This is a genomic window from Burkholderia sp. BCC1999, from assembly GCF_905339975.1.
Taxonomy (GTDB): Bacteria; Pseudomonadota; Gammaproteobacteria; order Burkholderiales; family Burkholderiaceae; genus Burkholderia.
Map to the genome: position 1 here is coordinate 193,240 of NZ_CAJPHP010000008.1, position 14,254 is coordinate 207,493.

Genomic DNA, 14,254 nt, shown 5'->3' on the forward strand with positions numbered 1-14,254 from the left:
GCATGATCACACGGTAGCCGGATCGACCTTGTCGATGTCGATGCCGTACCGCCGGATGGCCTCTCCGACGCGTGCACGCTCGATCGCGCCATCGTCGGCGAGCGCCTTCAACGCGGCGATCGCGATGAAGTGCCGGTCGACCTCGAAGAACGTGCGCAATGCCTCGCGCGTATCCGAGCGGCCGAAGCCGTCGGTGCCGAGCGACACGAAGCGCCGGCCGTCGACGAATGCGCGGATCTGGTCGCCGACGATCTTCATGTAGTCGGTCGCGACGACCACCGGCCCCGTGCGGCCGTCGAGGCATTGCTGCACATACGGTACGCGCGGCGCCTGCTCGGGATGCAGCAGATTCCAGCGTTCGGCGGTAAGCCCGTCGCGGCGCAGTTCGGTCAGGCTCGTCGCACTCCATACGTCGCTCGACACGCCGAAGTCCTGCGCGAGCAGGTCGCTGGCGGCGATCACTTCGCGCAGGATCGCGCCGCTGCCCATCAGCTGCACGCGCGTCGCATCGGCGTTGCGCGGTGTGCTTTCGCGCAACAGGTAAAGCCCCTTCAGGATGCCGGCCTCCGCGTTATCGGGCAGCGCCGGATGCGGGTAGTTCTCGTTGAGCAGCGTGATGTAGTAATAGACGTCGTCCTGTTCCGCGAACATCCGCCGCAATCCGTCGCGCACGATCACCGCGAGTTCGTATGCATAGGTCGGGTCGTACGACACGCAGTTCGGAATCACCGACGACAGCACCTGGCTGTGCCCGTCGTTGTGCTGCAGCCCTTCGCCCATCAGCGTCGTGCGGCCCGACGTCGCGCCGAGCAGGAAGCCGCGCGTGCGGGCGTCGCCGGCTGCCCACGCGAGATCGCCGACCCGCTGCAGCCCGAACATCGAATAGAAGATGTAGAACGGGATCGTCGGCAATCCGTGGTTGCTGTACGCGGTACCGGCCGCGATCCACGATGCGATCGCACCCGATTCGTTGATCCCTTCCTGCAGGATCTGCCCGTCCTTCGCTTCCTTGTAGTAGCTGAGCTGGCCCGCGTCCTGCGGCGTATAGAGCTGGCCGAGATGCGAGTGGATGCCGATCTGGCGGAACAGGCCCTCCATGCCGAACGTACGCGATTCGTCCGGCACGATCGGCACGACGAGCTTGCCCAGCTGCGGATCCTTCAGCAGCGTGCCGAGGATGCGCACGAACGCCATCGTCGTCGACAGCCCGCGCTCGCCACTGTCCTTCAACTGCGCGTCGAACGCGGCGAGCGGCGGTACCGGCAGCGCAGCCACGGTGCTGAAGCGGGCCGGCACGTGGCCGCCCAGCGCCGCGCGGCGTTCCGCGAAATAGCGCGCTTCGGCGCTGCCCGGCTCAGGCTTCAGATAGGGCAGCTCGTCGAGCTGCGCGTCGCTGACCGGCAGCGCGAACCGGTCGCGGAACGCGCGCACGGCGTCCGCGCTCATCTTCTTCAGCTGGTGGTTCACGTTCTGGCCTTCGCCGGCTTCGCCCATCCCGAAGCCCTTGACGGTTTTCGCGAGCACGACGGTCGGGCGACCGTCCGCGCGCATCGCCTGTGCATACGCCGCATGGACCTTCTCCGGATCGTGACCGCCGCGCGCCAGTTTCCAGATGTCGTCGTCGGACAGGTCGGCGACGAGTTCGAGCAGCTCGGGATACTTGCCGAAGAAATGCTCGCGCACGTACGCGCCGCTTTGCGACTTGAAGGTCTGGTAATCGCCGTCGACGCATTCCATCATGCGCTGGCGCAGCAGGCCCGTCGTGTCGCGTTCGAGCAGGCGATCCCAGCCGCTGCCCCAGATCACCTTGACGACGTTCCAGCCGGCCGCGCGGAACGTGCCCTCGAGTTCCTGGATGACCTTGCCGTTGCCGCGCACGGGGCCGTCGAGCCGCTGCAGGTTGCAGTTGACGACGAAGATCAGGTTGTCGAGCCGTTCGCGCCCGGCGAGCGAGATTGCGGCGAGCGATTCGGGCTGGTCCATTTCACCGTCGCCGAGAAACGCCCACACCTTGCGGCCCTGATGGGCTTTCAGCCCGCGGTATTCGAGGTAGCGCATGAAGCGCGCCTGATAGGCGGCCGTGAGCGGCCCGAGCCCCATCGACACGGTCGGGAATTGCCAGAAATCCGGCATCAGGCGCGGATGCGGATACGACGACAGCCCGTCGCGGCCCGCTTCGCGGCCGGTCTCGCGGCGGAAGTTGTCGAGCTGCGCGTCCGTGATGCGGCCTTCCAGATACGCGCGGCCATAGATGCCGGGCGCCGAATGGCCCTGGATGTAGACCATGTCGCCGTCGAACGTGTCGGTGCGGCCGCGAAAGAAGTGGTCGAAGCCGACGTCGTACAGCACGGCCGCCGACTGGTAGGTCGCGATGTGGCCGCCGACGTTCGAATGGCGGCCGGCACGCAGCACCATCACCATCGCGTTCCAGCGGATCATCGCGTTCAGGCGGCGTTCGAGCGCGAGATCGCCCGGGTAGGCCGGTTGCCGCTCGCGCGGCACCGTGTTTACGTAGGCGGTCGTCACGCGGCCGTGCAGGTCGCCGTGGCGGGCCGCGTCGAGATCGGCGAGCTGGTCGAGCAGGTAGTGAGCGCGCGGACGGCCTTCGAGCGCGATCACGGATTCGAGCGCATCGAGCCATTCGCGGGTTTCCTGCGGGTCGATGTCGGGTAACGCGAGAGGTGCGGTCATGCAGTGTCTCCAGAAGCATCAGGCTGCGCGGGGCGACGGTCGTGGCGCCGCGTCGCGCGACGGAACACCCACCGATCAGCGGGCAAGGAAATGATTGCAATTGCAATCGTATCGACGGCCATTGTTGTCGAGGTAAAATTTAATTGCAACTGCAATTCAACGAAAGGAACGACCTGACATGAGCGCACCCGAACCCGATCTGTGGTTCTCGTTCGTCCGCGCGCACCGGACGATGATTCGCGAGATCGAACGCCGCCTCGCGGCGGCAGGCCTTCCGGCCTATGCGTGGTACGACGCGTTGTGGGGGCTCGAAAGCGGGCCCGATGGCACGCGCCGCATGCACGAACTGGCCGATGTGCTCGCGATCGAGCGCTACAACCTGACGCGGCTCGTCGACCGGCTCGAACAGGAAGGGCTCGTCACGCGCGCGCGGTCGGCCGACGACGGACGCGCCGCGTTTGCGAGCATCACCGACAAGGGGCGCACGCTGCGCAAGAAGATGTGGAAGGTGTACCAGTCGACGGTCGCCGAACTCTTTCTCGACCAGTTCACCGGCAAGGAGCAGGCGGCGATGGCCGCCGCGCTCGACCGCGCGACGGCCATGGCCCGCGACGCAACCGCCGAGGCGAAGTAACGGCAGCCGGCGCGCGCATCAGCCGCGCGCATAACGGTGCATCGCTTGCGCGGCCCAGTCGGCCGGCACGCGGCCGTCGTCGGCCAGCAGGCGAAGCGCGACCGCGGCAATCCACCATGGATCCGGCGTGCGCGTGCCGGGGCCGGCCGAATCCGCGCCGATCGCGCTGAAGCGGGCAGGGATGAACGCGCCGATCTGCGCGGCGACGTGCTGTGCGTACCCGGTCACCGCGAGCACCGGCGCGTCGCCTTCGCCGAGGCATGCACGGATGTGCGCGATGCGCGGTTCATCTTGTGGATGCAGCAGGTTCCAGCGGTCGGCGGCTCTGCCGTCGCGCGCGAGCTGCGTGTAGCTCGGGCAGCTCCAGATCGTCGAATCGATCCGCCATTCGTCGTGCAGCAGGTCGGCCGCTTTCATCACCTGCACGAGCGTGCTGCCCGCGCCGCACAGCCGGATGCGCGCTGCCGCGCCGGCCGCCGTGCGCCGGCCGGCCCGCACCATGCCGTTGAACGCATCGCGGGCGGCCGAGGCCGACAGCGGCTTCGCATCGGGCACGCAGTCGTCATGGCCCGCGAGGTAGAAGAAGCCCGGCTGGCCGGCGACGTAAAGCGTGCGCAGTGCGTGGCGCAGGATCGCGATCGCTTCGTGTCCCGATGCCGGGTCGTACGGCGTGCATGCTGGGTTCGCGGCCAGCCAGTGCGGGACGTCGGGCGTCACGCCCTTCGGCCACGACGACGCGGCCGTTTCCGCATCGTTCACGAAGATCCCGCGATCGACGGTCTCGATCGATGCCAACCGCAGCCGGTCGATCGCACGCGCGTGCAGCAGGTACAGCAGCGGTCGCTCGAAAGGTTTGCCCGGATCGAGAAACCGCAGCGGCCATGCGCTGATGTGGCGATGTGCGCGCGTGTCGGCGAACGGTTCGCGCGCATCGGCGCGGACGATCCACACGCGCTTCGACGTTGCCGCATCGCGTTCGAGGCAATCGGCGGCCGCACGCATCGCGCCGAGCGGGGATATCGCGCGGCCTTGCGGTGCGAGCCGCCGCGTCGTCAACCGTTCGAGGCAGGCCGCCGCGGCGCGGCGGGTGTCGGGCGTCCGCACGGGCGGACCGGATCGTGCAGTCTGCATGTCCCTCCTTCGAGTACTGGCATGTCGCCGGCGCCATCGGTTCCGGCATAGGATTGCAAGTGCAACGATTGTAGTTGCAACGACAACCCGATGACAAGGCCCGACATGACCTCGACGCACTCCCTCACGTTCCATACGGCCGACACGCCGAACGGGCACAAGATCGCGATCTACCTGGAAGAGGCCGGGCTCGCGCACGACCTCGTGCACGTGAACCTGTCCGCGGGCGAACAGCGCAGCCCGGCATTCCTCGCGATCAACCCGAACGGCAAGATCCCGGCCATCGTCGATCACGACACCGGGCTGGCCGTGTTCGAATCCGGCGCGATCCTCGGCTATCTCGCCGCGAAGACGGGATACCTGCATCCGGAAACGCTGGCCGAGCGCACGGCGGTCCAGCAATGGCTGCACTTCCAGATCGGCGGGATCGGGCCGATGCTCGGCCAGCTCTGGTGGTTCCTGCATGCATCGAAGACGGTCAATGCGGAGGCGATCGACCGCTATCGGAAGGAGGCCACGCGTCTCTACGGGGTCGTGAACAGCCGATTGTCAGCATCGGCGTATCTCGCATCGTCGCGGTATTCGATCGCCGACATCGCGGCATTTCCGTGGCTGCGCACGGCCGCCGAACTCGATTTCGACCTTGCCGGCTTCCCGCATGTCGAGCGCTGGCTCGCCGACATCGCCGCGCGGCCGGCCGTTCAGCGGGGCCTGATCGCCTGCCGCGCGCCGGCGGCAGCGGCGGCGCACTGACGTCGCATCGCCCGCGCCGCACGCGCGGCGCGGAATCCGGCTGGTTGCCCGCCCGGAAACATTGTTCTCCATCGTCGTAAACGTCTCGAATGCGTGATATTTGAGCCGCGCGATCCGGTTTAGAGTGGCCGCGAATCGATGACGATGTGTCGTATGGCCGCAGCCCCGGGCCGTACAGGCGCACCAGAGGAGTTGGAGACAAATGGGTGAAGGCAGGATTACGCAGGTTGAATCGTTTGGTTTCGAGCGCATTCCCAATGCATCGCGCTACGCGCGGCCGATCGATCTGTTCCGGTTGCTGTTCGGCGGCTGCAATACGTTTTCCACATCGGTGCTCGGCAGCTTTCCCGTGCTGGTCGGGCTGTCGTTCAAGGCGGGCGTCTGCGCGATCGTGCTCGGCGTGCTCGCCGGCACGTGCATTCTCGCGCCGATGAGCCTGTTCGGCCCGCGCAACGGGACGAGCGACCCCGTCTCGTCCGGTGCGCATTTCGGCATCCATGGCCGGATCGTCGGCTCGTTTCTCGCGCTGCTCACGTCGATCGCGTTCTTCTCGCTCGCCGTGTGGAGTTCCGGCGATGCGCTCGTCGGTGGCGCGCACAACATGGTCGGCGTGCCCGTCAACGGCTTCACGCTCGGCGCAGCCTACATGGTATTCGCGGTGCTCGTGCTGATCGTCTGCATCTACGGCTTTCGCTTCATGCTGTGGGTCAACAAGATCGCCGTGTGGGCCGCGAGCGTGCTCTTTGTCGCGGGCCTGTTCGCATTCGCCGGCCTGTTCGACATGAATTACGCGGGCACGCTGCAACTGGGCAGCGCGGGCTTCTGGGCCGCGTTCGTCGGCGCCGTGCTGGTTGCGTTGAGCAACCCGGTGTCGTTCGCATCGACGCTCGGCGACTGGGCGCGCTACATTCCGCAGAACACGCCGAAGCACCGCGTGATGGGCGCCGTGTTCGCCGCGCAGGTCGCGACGTTCGTGCCGTTTTTCTTCGGCCTTGCGACCGCGACGATCATTGCGTCGAAGGCGCCCGCGTTCATCGCATCGAACGACTACGTCGGCGGGCTGCTCGCGATTTCGCCGCGCTGGTTCCTGCTGCCGATGTGCCTGATCGCGATCATCGGCGGGATGTCGACCGGCACGACCGCGCTGTACGGTACCGGTCTCGACGTGTCGAGCATGTTCCCGCGCGTCCTGAACCGCGTGCGTGCGACGCTGCTGATCGGCACGATCGCGATCGCGTTCATCTTCGTCGGGCGCTTCTGGTTCAACCTCGTCGAAAGTGTTGCCACGTTCTCGACGCTGATCGATACGTTCAGCTGCCCGTGGATGGCGATCATGGTGATCGGCTACGTGACGCGCCGCGGCTACTATCTCGCCGACGACCTGCAGGTGTTCAACCGCGGGCTGCACGGCGGTCACTACTGGTTCACGCACGGCTGGAACGTGCGCGCGATGGGCGCATGGCTGCCGGCCGCCTTCATCGGGCTCGCGTTCGTGAACCTGCCGGGCCAGTTCGTCGGGCCGCTCGGCCACCTCGCGGGCGGGCTCGACCTGAGCGTGCCGGTGTCGCTGGTGGTGGGCGGGATGCTGTACTTCGTGCTGCTGACCTTGTATCCGGAGCCGGACGGCGTGTACGGGCCGCACGGGCGCCGCTTCGTGCGCGGCGGCAAGCAGGGCGCGCGCGGTGTCGGTGCGCCGGCGATCCAGCCGAAGGGGTATTGAGCGGCGCGTGGCGCGTGGGCATTTGCCCCGCGTCCCGAAACGACAACGCCGCCGTGCGGGTCAAGCCGCCGGCGGCGTTGTCGTTTCCGTTTTCGGCTGATGCGGTCGATTAGTGGAACGTGCTGCCCGCGAGCATCCCGCCGTCGACGATGAATTCCGACCCCGTGCAATACGCGGATTCGTCGGATGCGAGGAACAGCACGAGGCTGGCCACTTCGTCGGGTTTGCCGATGCGTGCGATCGGCAGGCCGCTGTAGATCGACGACGGATCGAAATCCGCGAACTCGGGCGGGCGCGCCATCACCGTATCGATGCCGCCCGGATGCACCGAGTTCACGCGAATGCCGTAGCGGCCGAATTCGAGCGCGGCGGCCTTCGTCATCCCGCGCACGGCAAACTTGCTCGACACGTACGCGCTGCCGCCCGCGACGCCTTCCATCCCGGCCGTCGACGACACGTTGACGATCGAGCCGCCGCCGGCTTCCTTCAGCGCGGCCACCGCCGATTTCATGCCGAGCCAGCAGCCGACCTGGTTCACGTCGATCACCTTGCGATAGTCGTCGAGCGAACACGATTCGATCGGCACGAGCTTCAGGATCGCTGCGTTGTTCACGAGGACGTCGAGCCGGCCGAACTGCGCGAGCGTTGCCTGAACGGCGGCCTGCCAGTCGGCTTCGCTGGTGACGTCGAGATGCTGGAATCGCGCGGCGTCGCCGAGTTCGGCCGCGACGCGCCGGCCGGCGTCGTCCAGCACGTCGGCGATCACCACGCGTGCGCCTTCGGCGACGAACCGGCGTGCTTCCGCTTCGCCCTGGCCGCGGGCACCGCCCGTGATCAGCGCCACCTTGCCTTCGAGTCGTTTCATCCTGCTTGCTCCTGTGAGTGAGGGGGGACGCGCGGGCCCGCTTACGCGGAGGCGGCCGCGGCGTCGATGATGCGAACCGGATCGGTGCCGTCCCAGGTGTGTGCTTCGGCGATGCCGTGCGCGATCATGTCGCGCATGCCCGCGCCTTCGATCACTTCGACGCGCACGCCGGGATCGTCGGCGTCGTCGAGATACGCGACGCGCGTGGCCGGGTTGCTCGCTTCGAACACGACGCGCAGGCCGCGCGCGGTGAGTTGCGCGACCGCCGCATCGAGATCGTCGACGATCCACGCGACGTGGTGCAGGCCGGCGAGCGGCTGCCCGTGCGCGTCGCGGTACGGCGATGGCGTGTCGTTCGTGACGTGGATCAGTTCGATCTGCAGATCGCCGCGATACGCGAGGCCGACGTCCATCGTGACCGTCACCGGTTCGCCGAGATACCGGCCGTCGAGGCGGACGTTGCGGAATACGGTCCACGGGCCGATGTCGTGGCGGGCGCGCCAGCGCGCGATGCTGCGTTCGAGGTCGGCGACCACATAGCCGATCTGTTCGATGGGGCCGAGGACTGGGTCGTTCATGTCGTCTCCGTGGCGGACGCACGTGTGCGTGCCGCGCGATGAATGACGGTCATGATCGCAACAAAGCGCGCGCTTCGTGCCATCCGAATGGACTAGCCGCGACGTGCGCCTACCGCGCGATGAGCCGCGGAGGACGGGCGAAGCGCATCGGGAGCACGGTGTCGTCGAGACGCCGGCTCACGTGGAGGCGGGCGAGGAGCGGGCCGGTGCGAGCGGCCGCGCGTCACTGCGCCGTGAGCACTTCGCGCACGCAGTCGACGAATTGCGCGGCGGCCGGCGTCAGCGAACTGCCGCGGCGCTGGATCGCGCACATCTGCAGCACGGGCATCGGGTCGTCGAGTTCGACGCGCCGGATACCCATCCGCTTGAACACCTCGTTCGCGAGCGGTTCGACGAAGAAGGCGACGTGATCCATCTGTGCGACCAGCGCGAGCGCGGTCGAGATCGAATCGCCGTGCACGACGTGCGCCGGCACCGGCAACCCGAACGAGCCGAACAGCCGTTTGGTGGCAGACATCGGATCGTTGCCGTCGCCGGGCAGCGCCCATTCGGAATCGAGGAAATCGCGCACCCTGCGCCGGTTGCGCAACGGGTGCTTGTCGCGCACCCCGAGCACGAGCCGCACGGGCGCGAGCGGTTCGCTGACGAAATCGTCGGTGAGCGCCTCCGGATCGACATGCATGATCGCAAAGTCGGTCTGAGCGTCGCGCAGCCGCGCGAGCGTGCCGGGCGGGCCCGATTCGGTCACGTGCACCGTCACGCCGGGGCGTCGCTCGCGCAGCAGCCGGTAAGCCGGCACGAATACGGTCTGCGCGAACGACGTGGTGACCGCGATACGGATGTGCCCCAGGTTGCCGTCGCGCAACTGCACGATCTCGTCGCGGGCGCGTTGCATGTCGTCGAGCAGCAGGCGCGCACGCGGCAACAGCGCGGCGCCGTATTCGGTGAGCACGATGCCCTTGACGCTGCGCTCGACGAGCGGGGCGCCGATCTCGCGTTCCAGCTCGCGGATGATCTTCGTGACGGCGGGCGCCGACACGCCGAGCTGGCGCGCCGCGCCGCGGATGCTCATCTGCGTGGCCACGGCCACGAACGCATGCAACTGGTTCGGCTTCACGGGGCGCTCCGGGGTGTAAACCAAATGGCAACGAGTGTAATGGATTGTTGTCTTTTCGGGTAACACGCAGCCGCCTAGAATGCGGTCGCATATAACCAGTGCGAAACCGCACGATGAAGGAGACACCCGTCATGGCACCCCAACCGCAAACCGGCGCCGGCACACGCCGGACCATTCTCGCGACGACCCTCGGCAACGCGCTCGAATACTTCGATTTCACGGTCTACGGCTTTCTCGCGTTCATTATCGGCAAGCTGTTCTTCCCGTCGTTCGACTCGGCCGGCCAGTTGCTGCTGGCGGTCGGCACATTCGGGGCCGGATTCGTGATGCGGCCGCTCGGCGGCGTCGTGATCGGCGCCTATGCCGACCGCGCGGGGCGCAAGCCGGCGATGGTGCTCACCATCTTCCTGATGGCATTCGGCTGCGGGATGATCGCCGTGATGCCGACCTATGCGCAGATCGGCGTGGCCGCGCCGATCCTGATCGTGGTCGCACGGTCGATCCAGGGCTTTTCGGCCGGCGGCGAATTCGGTGCGTCGACGACGCTGCTCGTCGAGCATGCGCAGCCGCGCTCACGCGGCTACATGGCGAGCTGGCAGTTCGCGAGCCAGGGGCTCGGCGTGCTGATGGCCGCGCTGACGGTCGCGATCCTGTCGTTCACGCTGACGCCCGACGCGCTCGAACGCTGGGGCTGGCGCGTGCCGTTCGCGCTCGGGGTGCTGATCGCGCCGGTGGGTGCGTACATCCGCCGCCGGCTCGAGGAAACGCACGCGGGCGAGACCGTTCAGCACGCGCCGGCCGGCATGCGGCGCAGCGGCCGCGTCGCGACGTTGTTCCGCGAGCACGGGCGCGCGGTGATCGTCGCGATCATGATCACGATGGGCGCCACCGGCGCGTCGTATGTCGTCAGCTTCTACATGCCGACCTTTGCCATCCGCGAACTCGGGATGAGCCCGACCGTGGCGCTGTCGGCCGCTGCGCTGACGGGCGCACTGGCATTCGGATGCGCACCGCTCGTCGGCCGCTGGTCGGACCGCGTCGGCCGCAAGCCGCTGATCGTCGCGGGCCGGATCGTCCTCGTGCTGCTGATCTATCCGGCGTTCACGTGGCTGAAGGCATCGCCGACCCCGGCCGTGCTGTTCACGGTGGTCGGGGTGCTGACCGTCGTGCTCGCGATCCAGGCCGTGCCGAGCATCACGATCCTGCCGGAGATGTTTCCCGAATCGGTGCGTGCAACGGGCATGTCGCTCGTGTACGGCATCGGCGTCGCGATCTTCGGCGGCTTCGCGCCGTTCGTCAGCACGTGGCTCGTCAACGTGAGCGGCGACAAGGTTGCACCGGCCTGGTACCTGATCGTCGTTGCGCTCGTGTCGATGGCCGGTCTGCCGTACCTGCGCGACCGCACCGGTGAAACGATCGATGCTCCTGCCGTTTCCGGCGTTTCCTCCTACTCGAAGGTCTGACCGCACCATGGAACCTATCGCTGTTACCCGACATTTCTCCGGCACCTATGTCGAAGCCCGCCAGAAGTTTCTGGACGCCGCCGCGCACCGGCGCGCGACGCTGGAGTCGTTCGTGCTGCCCGGCCTGCGCGGCGCGCTCGGCGAAACGCTGGCGATCGACGTGGCCGGCCTTGGCGTCGCCGAGGCCGAGCGGCTGCTGATCGTCAGTTCGGGCACGCACGGGCCCGAAGGTTTCTGCGGATCGGGCTGCCAGATCGCAATGCTGTTCGACGACGACCTGATCGCGCGGCTTGCACGCGCCGGTATCGGGCTGCTGCTGATCCATGCGGTCAATCCGTACGGTTTCTCGTACCTGCAGCGCACCAACCAGGACAACGTCGACCTGAACCGCAACCACATCGATTTCAGTGCAGCGCTGCCGGCCAACGACGCGTATCCGGAGATCGATCGCCTCGTGCTCCCGGAAAGCTGGCCGCCGTCGCCTGACGACGAGCAGGCGCTGGCCGAGTACATCGCGCGACATGGCAAGCTCGCGTATCAGGGCGCGTTGAGCGGCGGTCAGTACACGACCCCCGACGGGATGTTCTTCGGCGGGCGCGAGCCGACCTGGAACAACCGCACGATGCGTACGATCCTGCGCGGGCGCGCGGCGCATGCGAAAGCGATCGCATGGATCGACGTGCATACGGGCCTCGGGCCGCGCGGTCACGGCGAGAAGATCTACGCGGGCCGCAACGTCGCCGCCGAACTCGCGCGCGCCCGCGCGTGGTGGGGCGCCGACATCGTCGCACCGTTCGCTGGCGAATCCGAGTCGCCGGGCGTGTCGGGGCCGATCGCGTCGATCGCGCACGACGAGTGCCCGCGCGCGGATGCCGCGCTGATGGCACTCGAATTCGGCACGGTGCCATTCGACGACATGATCAACCGGCTGCGTGCGTCGCACTGGCTGATCCGGCATCCCGATGCGCCGGCCGAATTGCGCCGCGACATTCTTCAGCGAATCCGCGACGCGTTCTACGGCGACGACGACATCTGGAAGGGCGCGATCTGGGGGCAGACGCGTACCGCGGTGCTGCAGGCACTGATGGGGCTGGCCGCCGCGTAAGGGCGGAAAGGCAGGCGGCGTGCGCCGCCTGTTCAAACATAAGAATATTATTCAGGAGATCTGATGAAAGCCAACGGCATCATCTCGGCAGCCGCGGCGGCATCCTTCGCTGTCGCTGCGCACGCGCAGAATTCGGTCACGTTGTATGGAACCATCGACAACGGCGTGAACTACGTCAGCAACATGGGTGGCGGCAAGGCGATCCAGGCCGTGTCGGGCACGCTGTACGGAAACCGCCTCGGCTTCCGGGGCAGCGAGGATCTCGGCGGCGGGTTGAAGGCGATCTTCACGCTGGAGAACGGCTACGACGCGAACACGGGGCGGCTCGGGCAGGGCGGGCTGATGTTCGGCCGCCAGGCGTTCGTCGGCCTGACGGGCGCATTCGGTACCGTCACGCTCGGCCGCCAGTACGACGAGTTGAGCGGCGAGTATCTCGGCCTGCTGGCCGCCGGCTGCAATTTCACCGGCTACCTCGGCGCGCACGCGGCCGACGTCGACAACCTGAACGACACGGCGCGCATCAACAATGCGATCAAATACAAGACGCCGGACTTCAACGGCTTCTCGATGGCGGCGCTGTACGGTTTCGGCGGCGTGCCGGGCAGTTTCTCCGCGAACCGCGCGATCAGCGTCGGCGCGCGCTACGAGCGTGGGCCGCTGACACTCGACGCCGCGTACGAGACGGTCAACAACCCGGCCGTGACGCTCTGGGGTGCGAGCGCGAACCCGGCGCCGAACGCGGCGTTTTCGACCGCGCTGCCCACGCCGATCTGGGGCGGCTACCAGTCGGCGTCGAAACTGCAGATCTATGGGGCCGGCGGCAGTTATGCGCTCGGCAATGCGACGTTCCGCTTCGTGTACACCAACACGCGTTTCCAGAACATCGTGCAGACGCTCAATACGTCATACCGCGGCAAGGCGTCGTTCGACAACTACGAGGCCAACGTCACGTACCTCGTCACGCCGGCCGTGGCGCTCGGCGCCGCGTATACGTACACGGCGGCGCCCGATGCGAAGTATCAGCAGTTCAATGTCGGCGCGCAGTATTTCCTGTCGAAACGGACGACGCTCTACATGGTCGGCATCTACCAGCATGCATCCGGGCTCGACTCGTACGGCCGGCAGGCTGTCGCCCAGATCAACCAGACGACACCGTCGTCGACCGCCAATCAGTTGCTGGCGCGGCTCGGCCTGCTCGTCAAGTTCTGACGTCGAGCGCTGCGCCGTGCCGCGTCACCGCGAGGTCGCCCCCTTGACCGTCAGCCGACACACGGTCGCGAGCGCGAGCAGGTTCGGGTCGCGCTCGCGGCGGTGCAGGAAACTCAGGCCGATCGTCTGGCGGATCGTGGGCCCCGCGAGCGGCACGAGCGCGATCTTGTGCGCGAACAGGTCGCGCACGCGGCCGGGCAGCAGCGAGCAGCCGACCCCGCCCGACACGAGGTTGATCAGCGAAAAGATGTCGCCCACCCGCATCACGACGTTCGGCGTGACGCCGGCCGTGCGGAACGCCTCCGTAAAGCCGTGATGCGTTGCGAAACCTTCGCCGAGCGACACGAACGGCTCGTCGCCGCATGCATGAAGATCGATCGCGTCGCGTTGCGCATACGGCGAATCGATCGGCACGGCAAAGAACATCTCGTCCTCGAACAGCGCGATCGATTCGATTTCGGCATCCGGTTCGGGCAGCGCCATCAGCGTCGCATCGATCGCGCCCTGCCTGAGCTTATCGAGCAGGTCGGCGTTCGAGCCGAGCACGAGTTCGGCCTGCAACTCGGGGCGGCGCTCCTTCAGCGCGATCACGACCTCGGGCACGGTGCGGATCGTCAGCGAATACAGCGAGCCGATCTTCAACTGGCCCGCGCCGTAGCCGGCTGCCTCGCGCGTCGAACGGATGCCGTCGGTCATCGTCTTGAGCACTTCGCCGGCGACTTCGGCGAGCACCTGCGCGGCCTCGGTCGGAATCAGGTTCCGCCCCTCGTGGCGGAACAGCGCGCAGTGCATCCCTTCCTCGAGCGTATGGAGTGCGCGGTGCACGCTGACGGTACTGATGCCCAGCGCCTCGGCCGCCTTCGCGAGACTGCCGGCTTCCATGAAGGCGAGCAGCACCTCGAGCTTGCGGAACGTGATCTCTTCGTTGATGCGGTTGCGCATGATGCGGACGACGGGAAGGGCGGCCGACGATTCTGCCGCAGAACCG

12 protein-coding genes are annotated in these 14,254 nt (G+C 67.3%); 6 read left to right on the forward strand and 6 right to left on the reverse strand.

The window, feature by feature from the left end; translation table 11 throughout:
- Positions 1-6: 6 nt before the first annotated feature.
- Positions 7-2,691, reverse strand: coding sequence for a pyruvate dehydrogenase (acetyl-transferring), homodimeric type (gene aceE / locus U5809_RS13820; RefSeq protein WP_322086919.1), 2,685 nt, complete (start codon positions 2,689-2,691; stop codon positions 7-9).
- A 178-nt stretch (positions 2,692-2,869) separates the two neighbouring features.
- Here aceE and U5809_RS13825 point away from each other — a divergent pair, with 178 nt between their 5' ends.
- Complete coding sequence (locus tag U5809_RS13825; protein ID WP_322086920.1) at positions 2,870-3,325, forward strand: MarR family winged helix-turn-helix transcriptional regulator; 456 nt, start codon at positions 2,870-2,872, stop codon at positions 3,323-3,325.
- Positions 3,326-3,343: 18 nt separating this feature from the next.
- On the opposite strand, the gene U5809_RS13830 is transcribed toward U5809_RS13825, so the two are convergent.
- A complete protein-coding gene (locus U5809_RS13830) occupies positions 3,344-4,456 on the reverse strand; it encodes a transketolase-like TK C-terminal-containing protein (protein WP_322086921.1) in 1,113 nt (370 codons plus the stop codon).
- A 105-nt stretch (positions 4,457-4,561) separates the two neighbouring features.
- On the opposite strand from U5809_RS13830, the gene U5809_RS13835 reads away from it, so the two are divergent.
- Both U5809_RS13835 and U5809_RS13840 read left to right on the forward strand, forming a co-directional pair.
- Positions 4,562-5,209, forward strand: coding sequence for a glutathione S-transferase family protein (locus tag U5809_RS13835; RefSeq protein WP_322086922.1), 648 nt, complete (start codon positions 4,562-4,564; stop codon positions 5,207-5,209).
- Between the two features lie 202 nt (positions 5,210-5,411).
- Positions 5,412-6,929 carry a purine-cytosine permease family protein gene (locus U5809_RS13840; RefSeq protein ID WP_322086923.1) on the forward strand — a complete coding sequence of 506 codons (1,518 nt, stop codon included), beginning with the start codon at positions 5,412-5,414 and terminating at the stop codon, positions 6,927-6,929.
- Between the two features lie 109 nt (positions 6,930-7,038).
- On the opposite strand, the gene U5809_RS13845 is transcribed toward U5809_RS13840, so the two are convergent.
- The 3 genes from U5809_RS13845 to U5809_RS13855 form a co-directional block, all read right to left on the reverse strand.
- Complete coding sequence (locus U5809_RS13845; RefSeq protein ID WP_282509006.1) at positions 7,039-7,794, reverse strand: glucose 1-dehydrogenase; 756 nt, start codon at positions 7,792-7,794, stop codon at positions 7,039-7,041.
- A gap of 41 nt (positions 7,795-7,835) precedes the next feature.
- Entirely contained in the window at positions 7,836-8,372 is a 537-nt protein-coding gene (locus U5809_RS13850; RefSeq protein ID WP_322086924.1) for a VOC family protein, read from the reverse strand.
- Positions 8,373-8,595: 223 nt separating this feature from the next.
- Entirely contained in the window at positions 8,596-9,489 is an 894-nt protein-coding gene (locus U5809_RS13855; RefSeq protein ID WP_322086925.1) for a LysR family transcriptional regulator, read from the reverse strand.
- 131 nt (positions 9,490-9,620) lie between these two features.
- Here U5809_RS13855 and U5809_RS13860 point away from each other — a divergent pair, with 131 nt between their 5' ends.
- The 3 genes from U5809_RS13860 to U5809_RS13870 all read left to right on the forward strand — a co-directional run bounded on the left by U5809_RS13860 (position 9,621) and on the right by U5809_RS13870 (position 13,266).
- Positions 9,621-10,952, forward strand: a complete 1,332-nt coding sequence (locus U5809_RS13860) for an MFS transporter (RefSeq protein WP_322086926.1) — start codon at positions 9,621-9,623, stop codon at positions 10,950-10,952.
- Between the two features lie 7 nt (positions 10,953-10,959).
- A complete protein-coding gene (locus U5809_RS13865; RefSeq protein ID WP_322086927.1) occupies positions 10,960-12,057 on the forward strand; it encodes a M14 family metallopeptidase in 1,098 nt (365 codons plus the stop codon).
- Positions 12,058-12,120: 63 nt separating this feature from the next.
- Complete coding sequence (locus U5809_RS13870) at positions 12,121-13,266, forward strand: porin (protein WP_322086928.1); 1,146 nt, start codon at positions 12,121-12,123, stop codon at positions 13,264-13,266.
- Positions 13,267-13,290: 24 nt separating this feature from the next.
- Here U5809_RS13870 and U5809_RS13875 read toward each other — a convergent pair whose 3' ends face one another.
- Positions 13,291-14,208: a LysR family transcriptional regulator gene (locus U5809_RS13875; RefSeq protein ID WP_322086929.1), complete on the reverse strand. Its 918-nt coding sequence runs from the start codon at positions 14,206-14,208 to the stop codon at positions 13,291-13,293.
- Positions 14,209-14,254: the final 46 nt, after the last annotated feature.

What these genes read in the sequence shown, in the direction of transcription:
- U5809_RS13835 (WP_322086922.1), top strand. Translation starts at nt 4,562, where the DNA reads ATGACCTCGACGCACTCCCTCACGTTCCATACGGCCGACACGCCGAAC.
- U5809_RS13875 (WP_322086929.1), bottom strand. Translation starts at nt 14,208, where the DNA reads ATGCGCAACCGCATCAACGAAGAGATCACGTTCCGCAAGCTCGAGGTG.
- U5809_RS13870 (WP_322086928.1), top strand. Translation starts at nt 12,121, where the DNA reads ATGAAAGCCAACGGCATCATCTCGGCAGCCGCGGCGGCATCCTTCGCT.
- U5809_RS13845 (WP_282509006.1), bottom strand. Translation starts at nt 7,794, where the DNA reads ATGAAACGACTCGAAGGCAAGGTGGCGCTGATCACGGGCGGTGCCCGC.
- U5809_RS13840 (WP_322086923.1), top strand. Translation starts at nt 5,412, where the DNA reads ATGGGTGAAGGCAGGATTACGCAGGTTGAATCGTTTGGTTTCGAGCGC.
- U5809_RS13865 (WP_322086927.1), top strand. Translation starts at nt 10,960, where the DNA reads ATGGAACCTATCGCTGTTACCCGACATTTCTCCGGCACCTATGTCGAA.
- U5809_RS13825 (WP_322086920.1), top strand. Translation starts at nt 2,870, where the DNA reads ATGAGCGCACCCGAACCCGATCTGTGGTTCTCGTTCGTCCGCGCGCAC.
- U5809_RS13850 (WP_322086924.1), bottom strand. Translation starts at nt 8,372, where the DNA reads ATGAACGACCCAGTCCTCGGCCCCATCGAACAGATCGGCTATGTGGTC.
- U5809_RS13830 (WP_322086921.1), bottom strand. Translation starts at nt 4,456, where the DNA reads ATGCAGACTGCACGATCCGGTCCGCCCGTGCGGACGCCCGACACCCGC.
- aceE (WP_322086919.1), bottom strand. Translation starts at nt 2,691, where the DNA reads ATGACCGCACCTCTCGCGTTACCCGACATCGACCCGCAGGAAACCCGC.
- U5809_RS13860 (WP_322086926.1), top strand. Translation starts at nt 9,621, where the DNA reads ATGGCACCCCAACCGCAAACCGGCGCCGGCACACGCCGGACCATTCTC.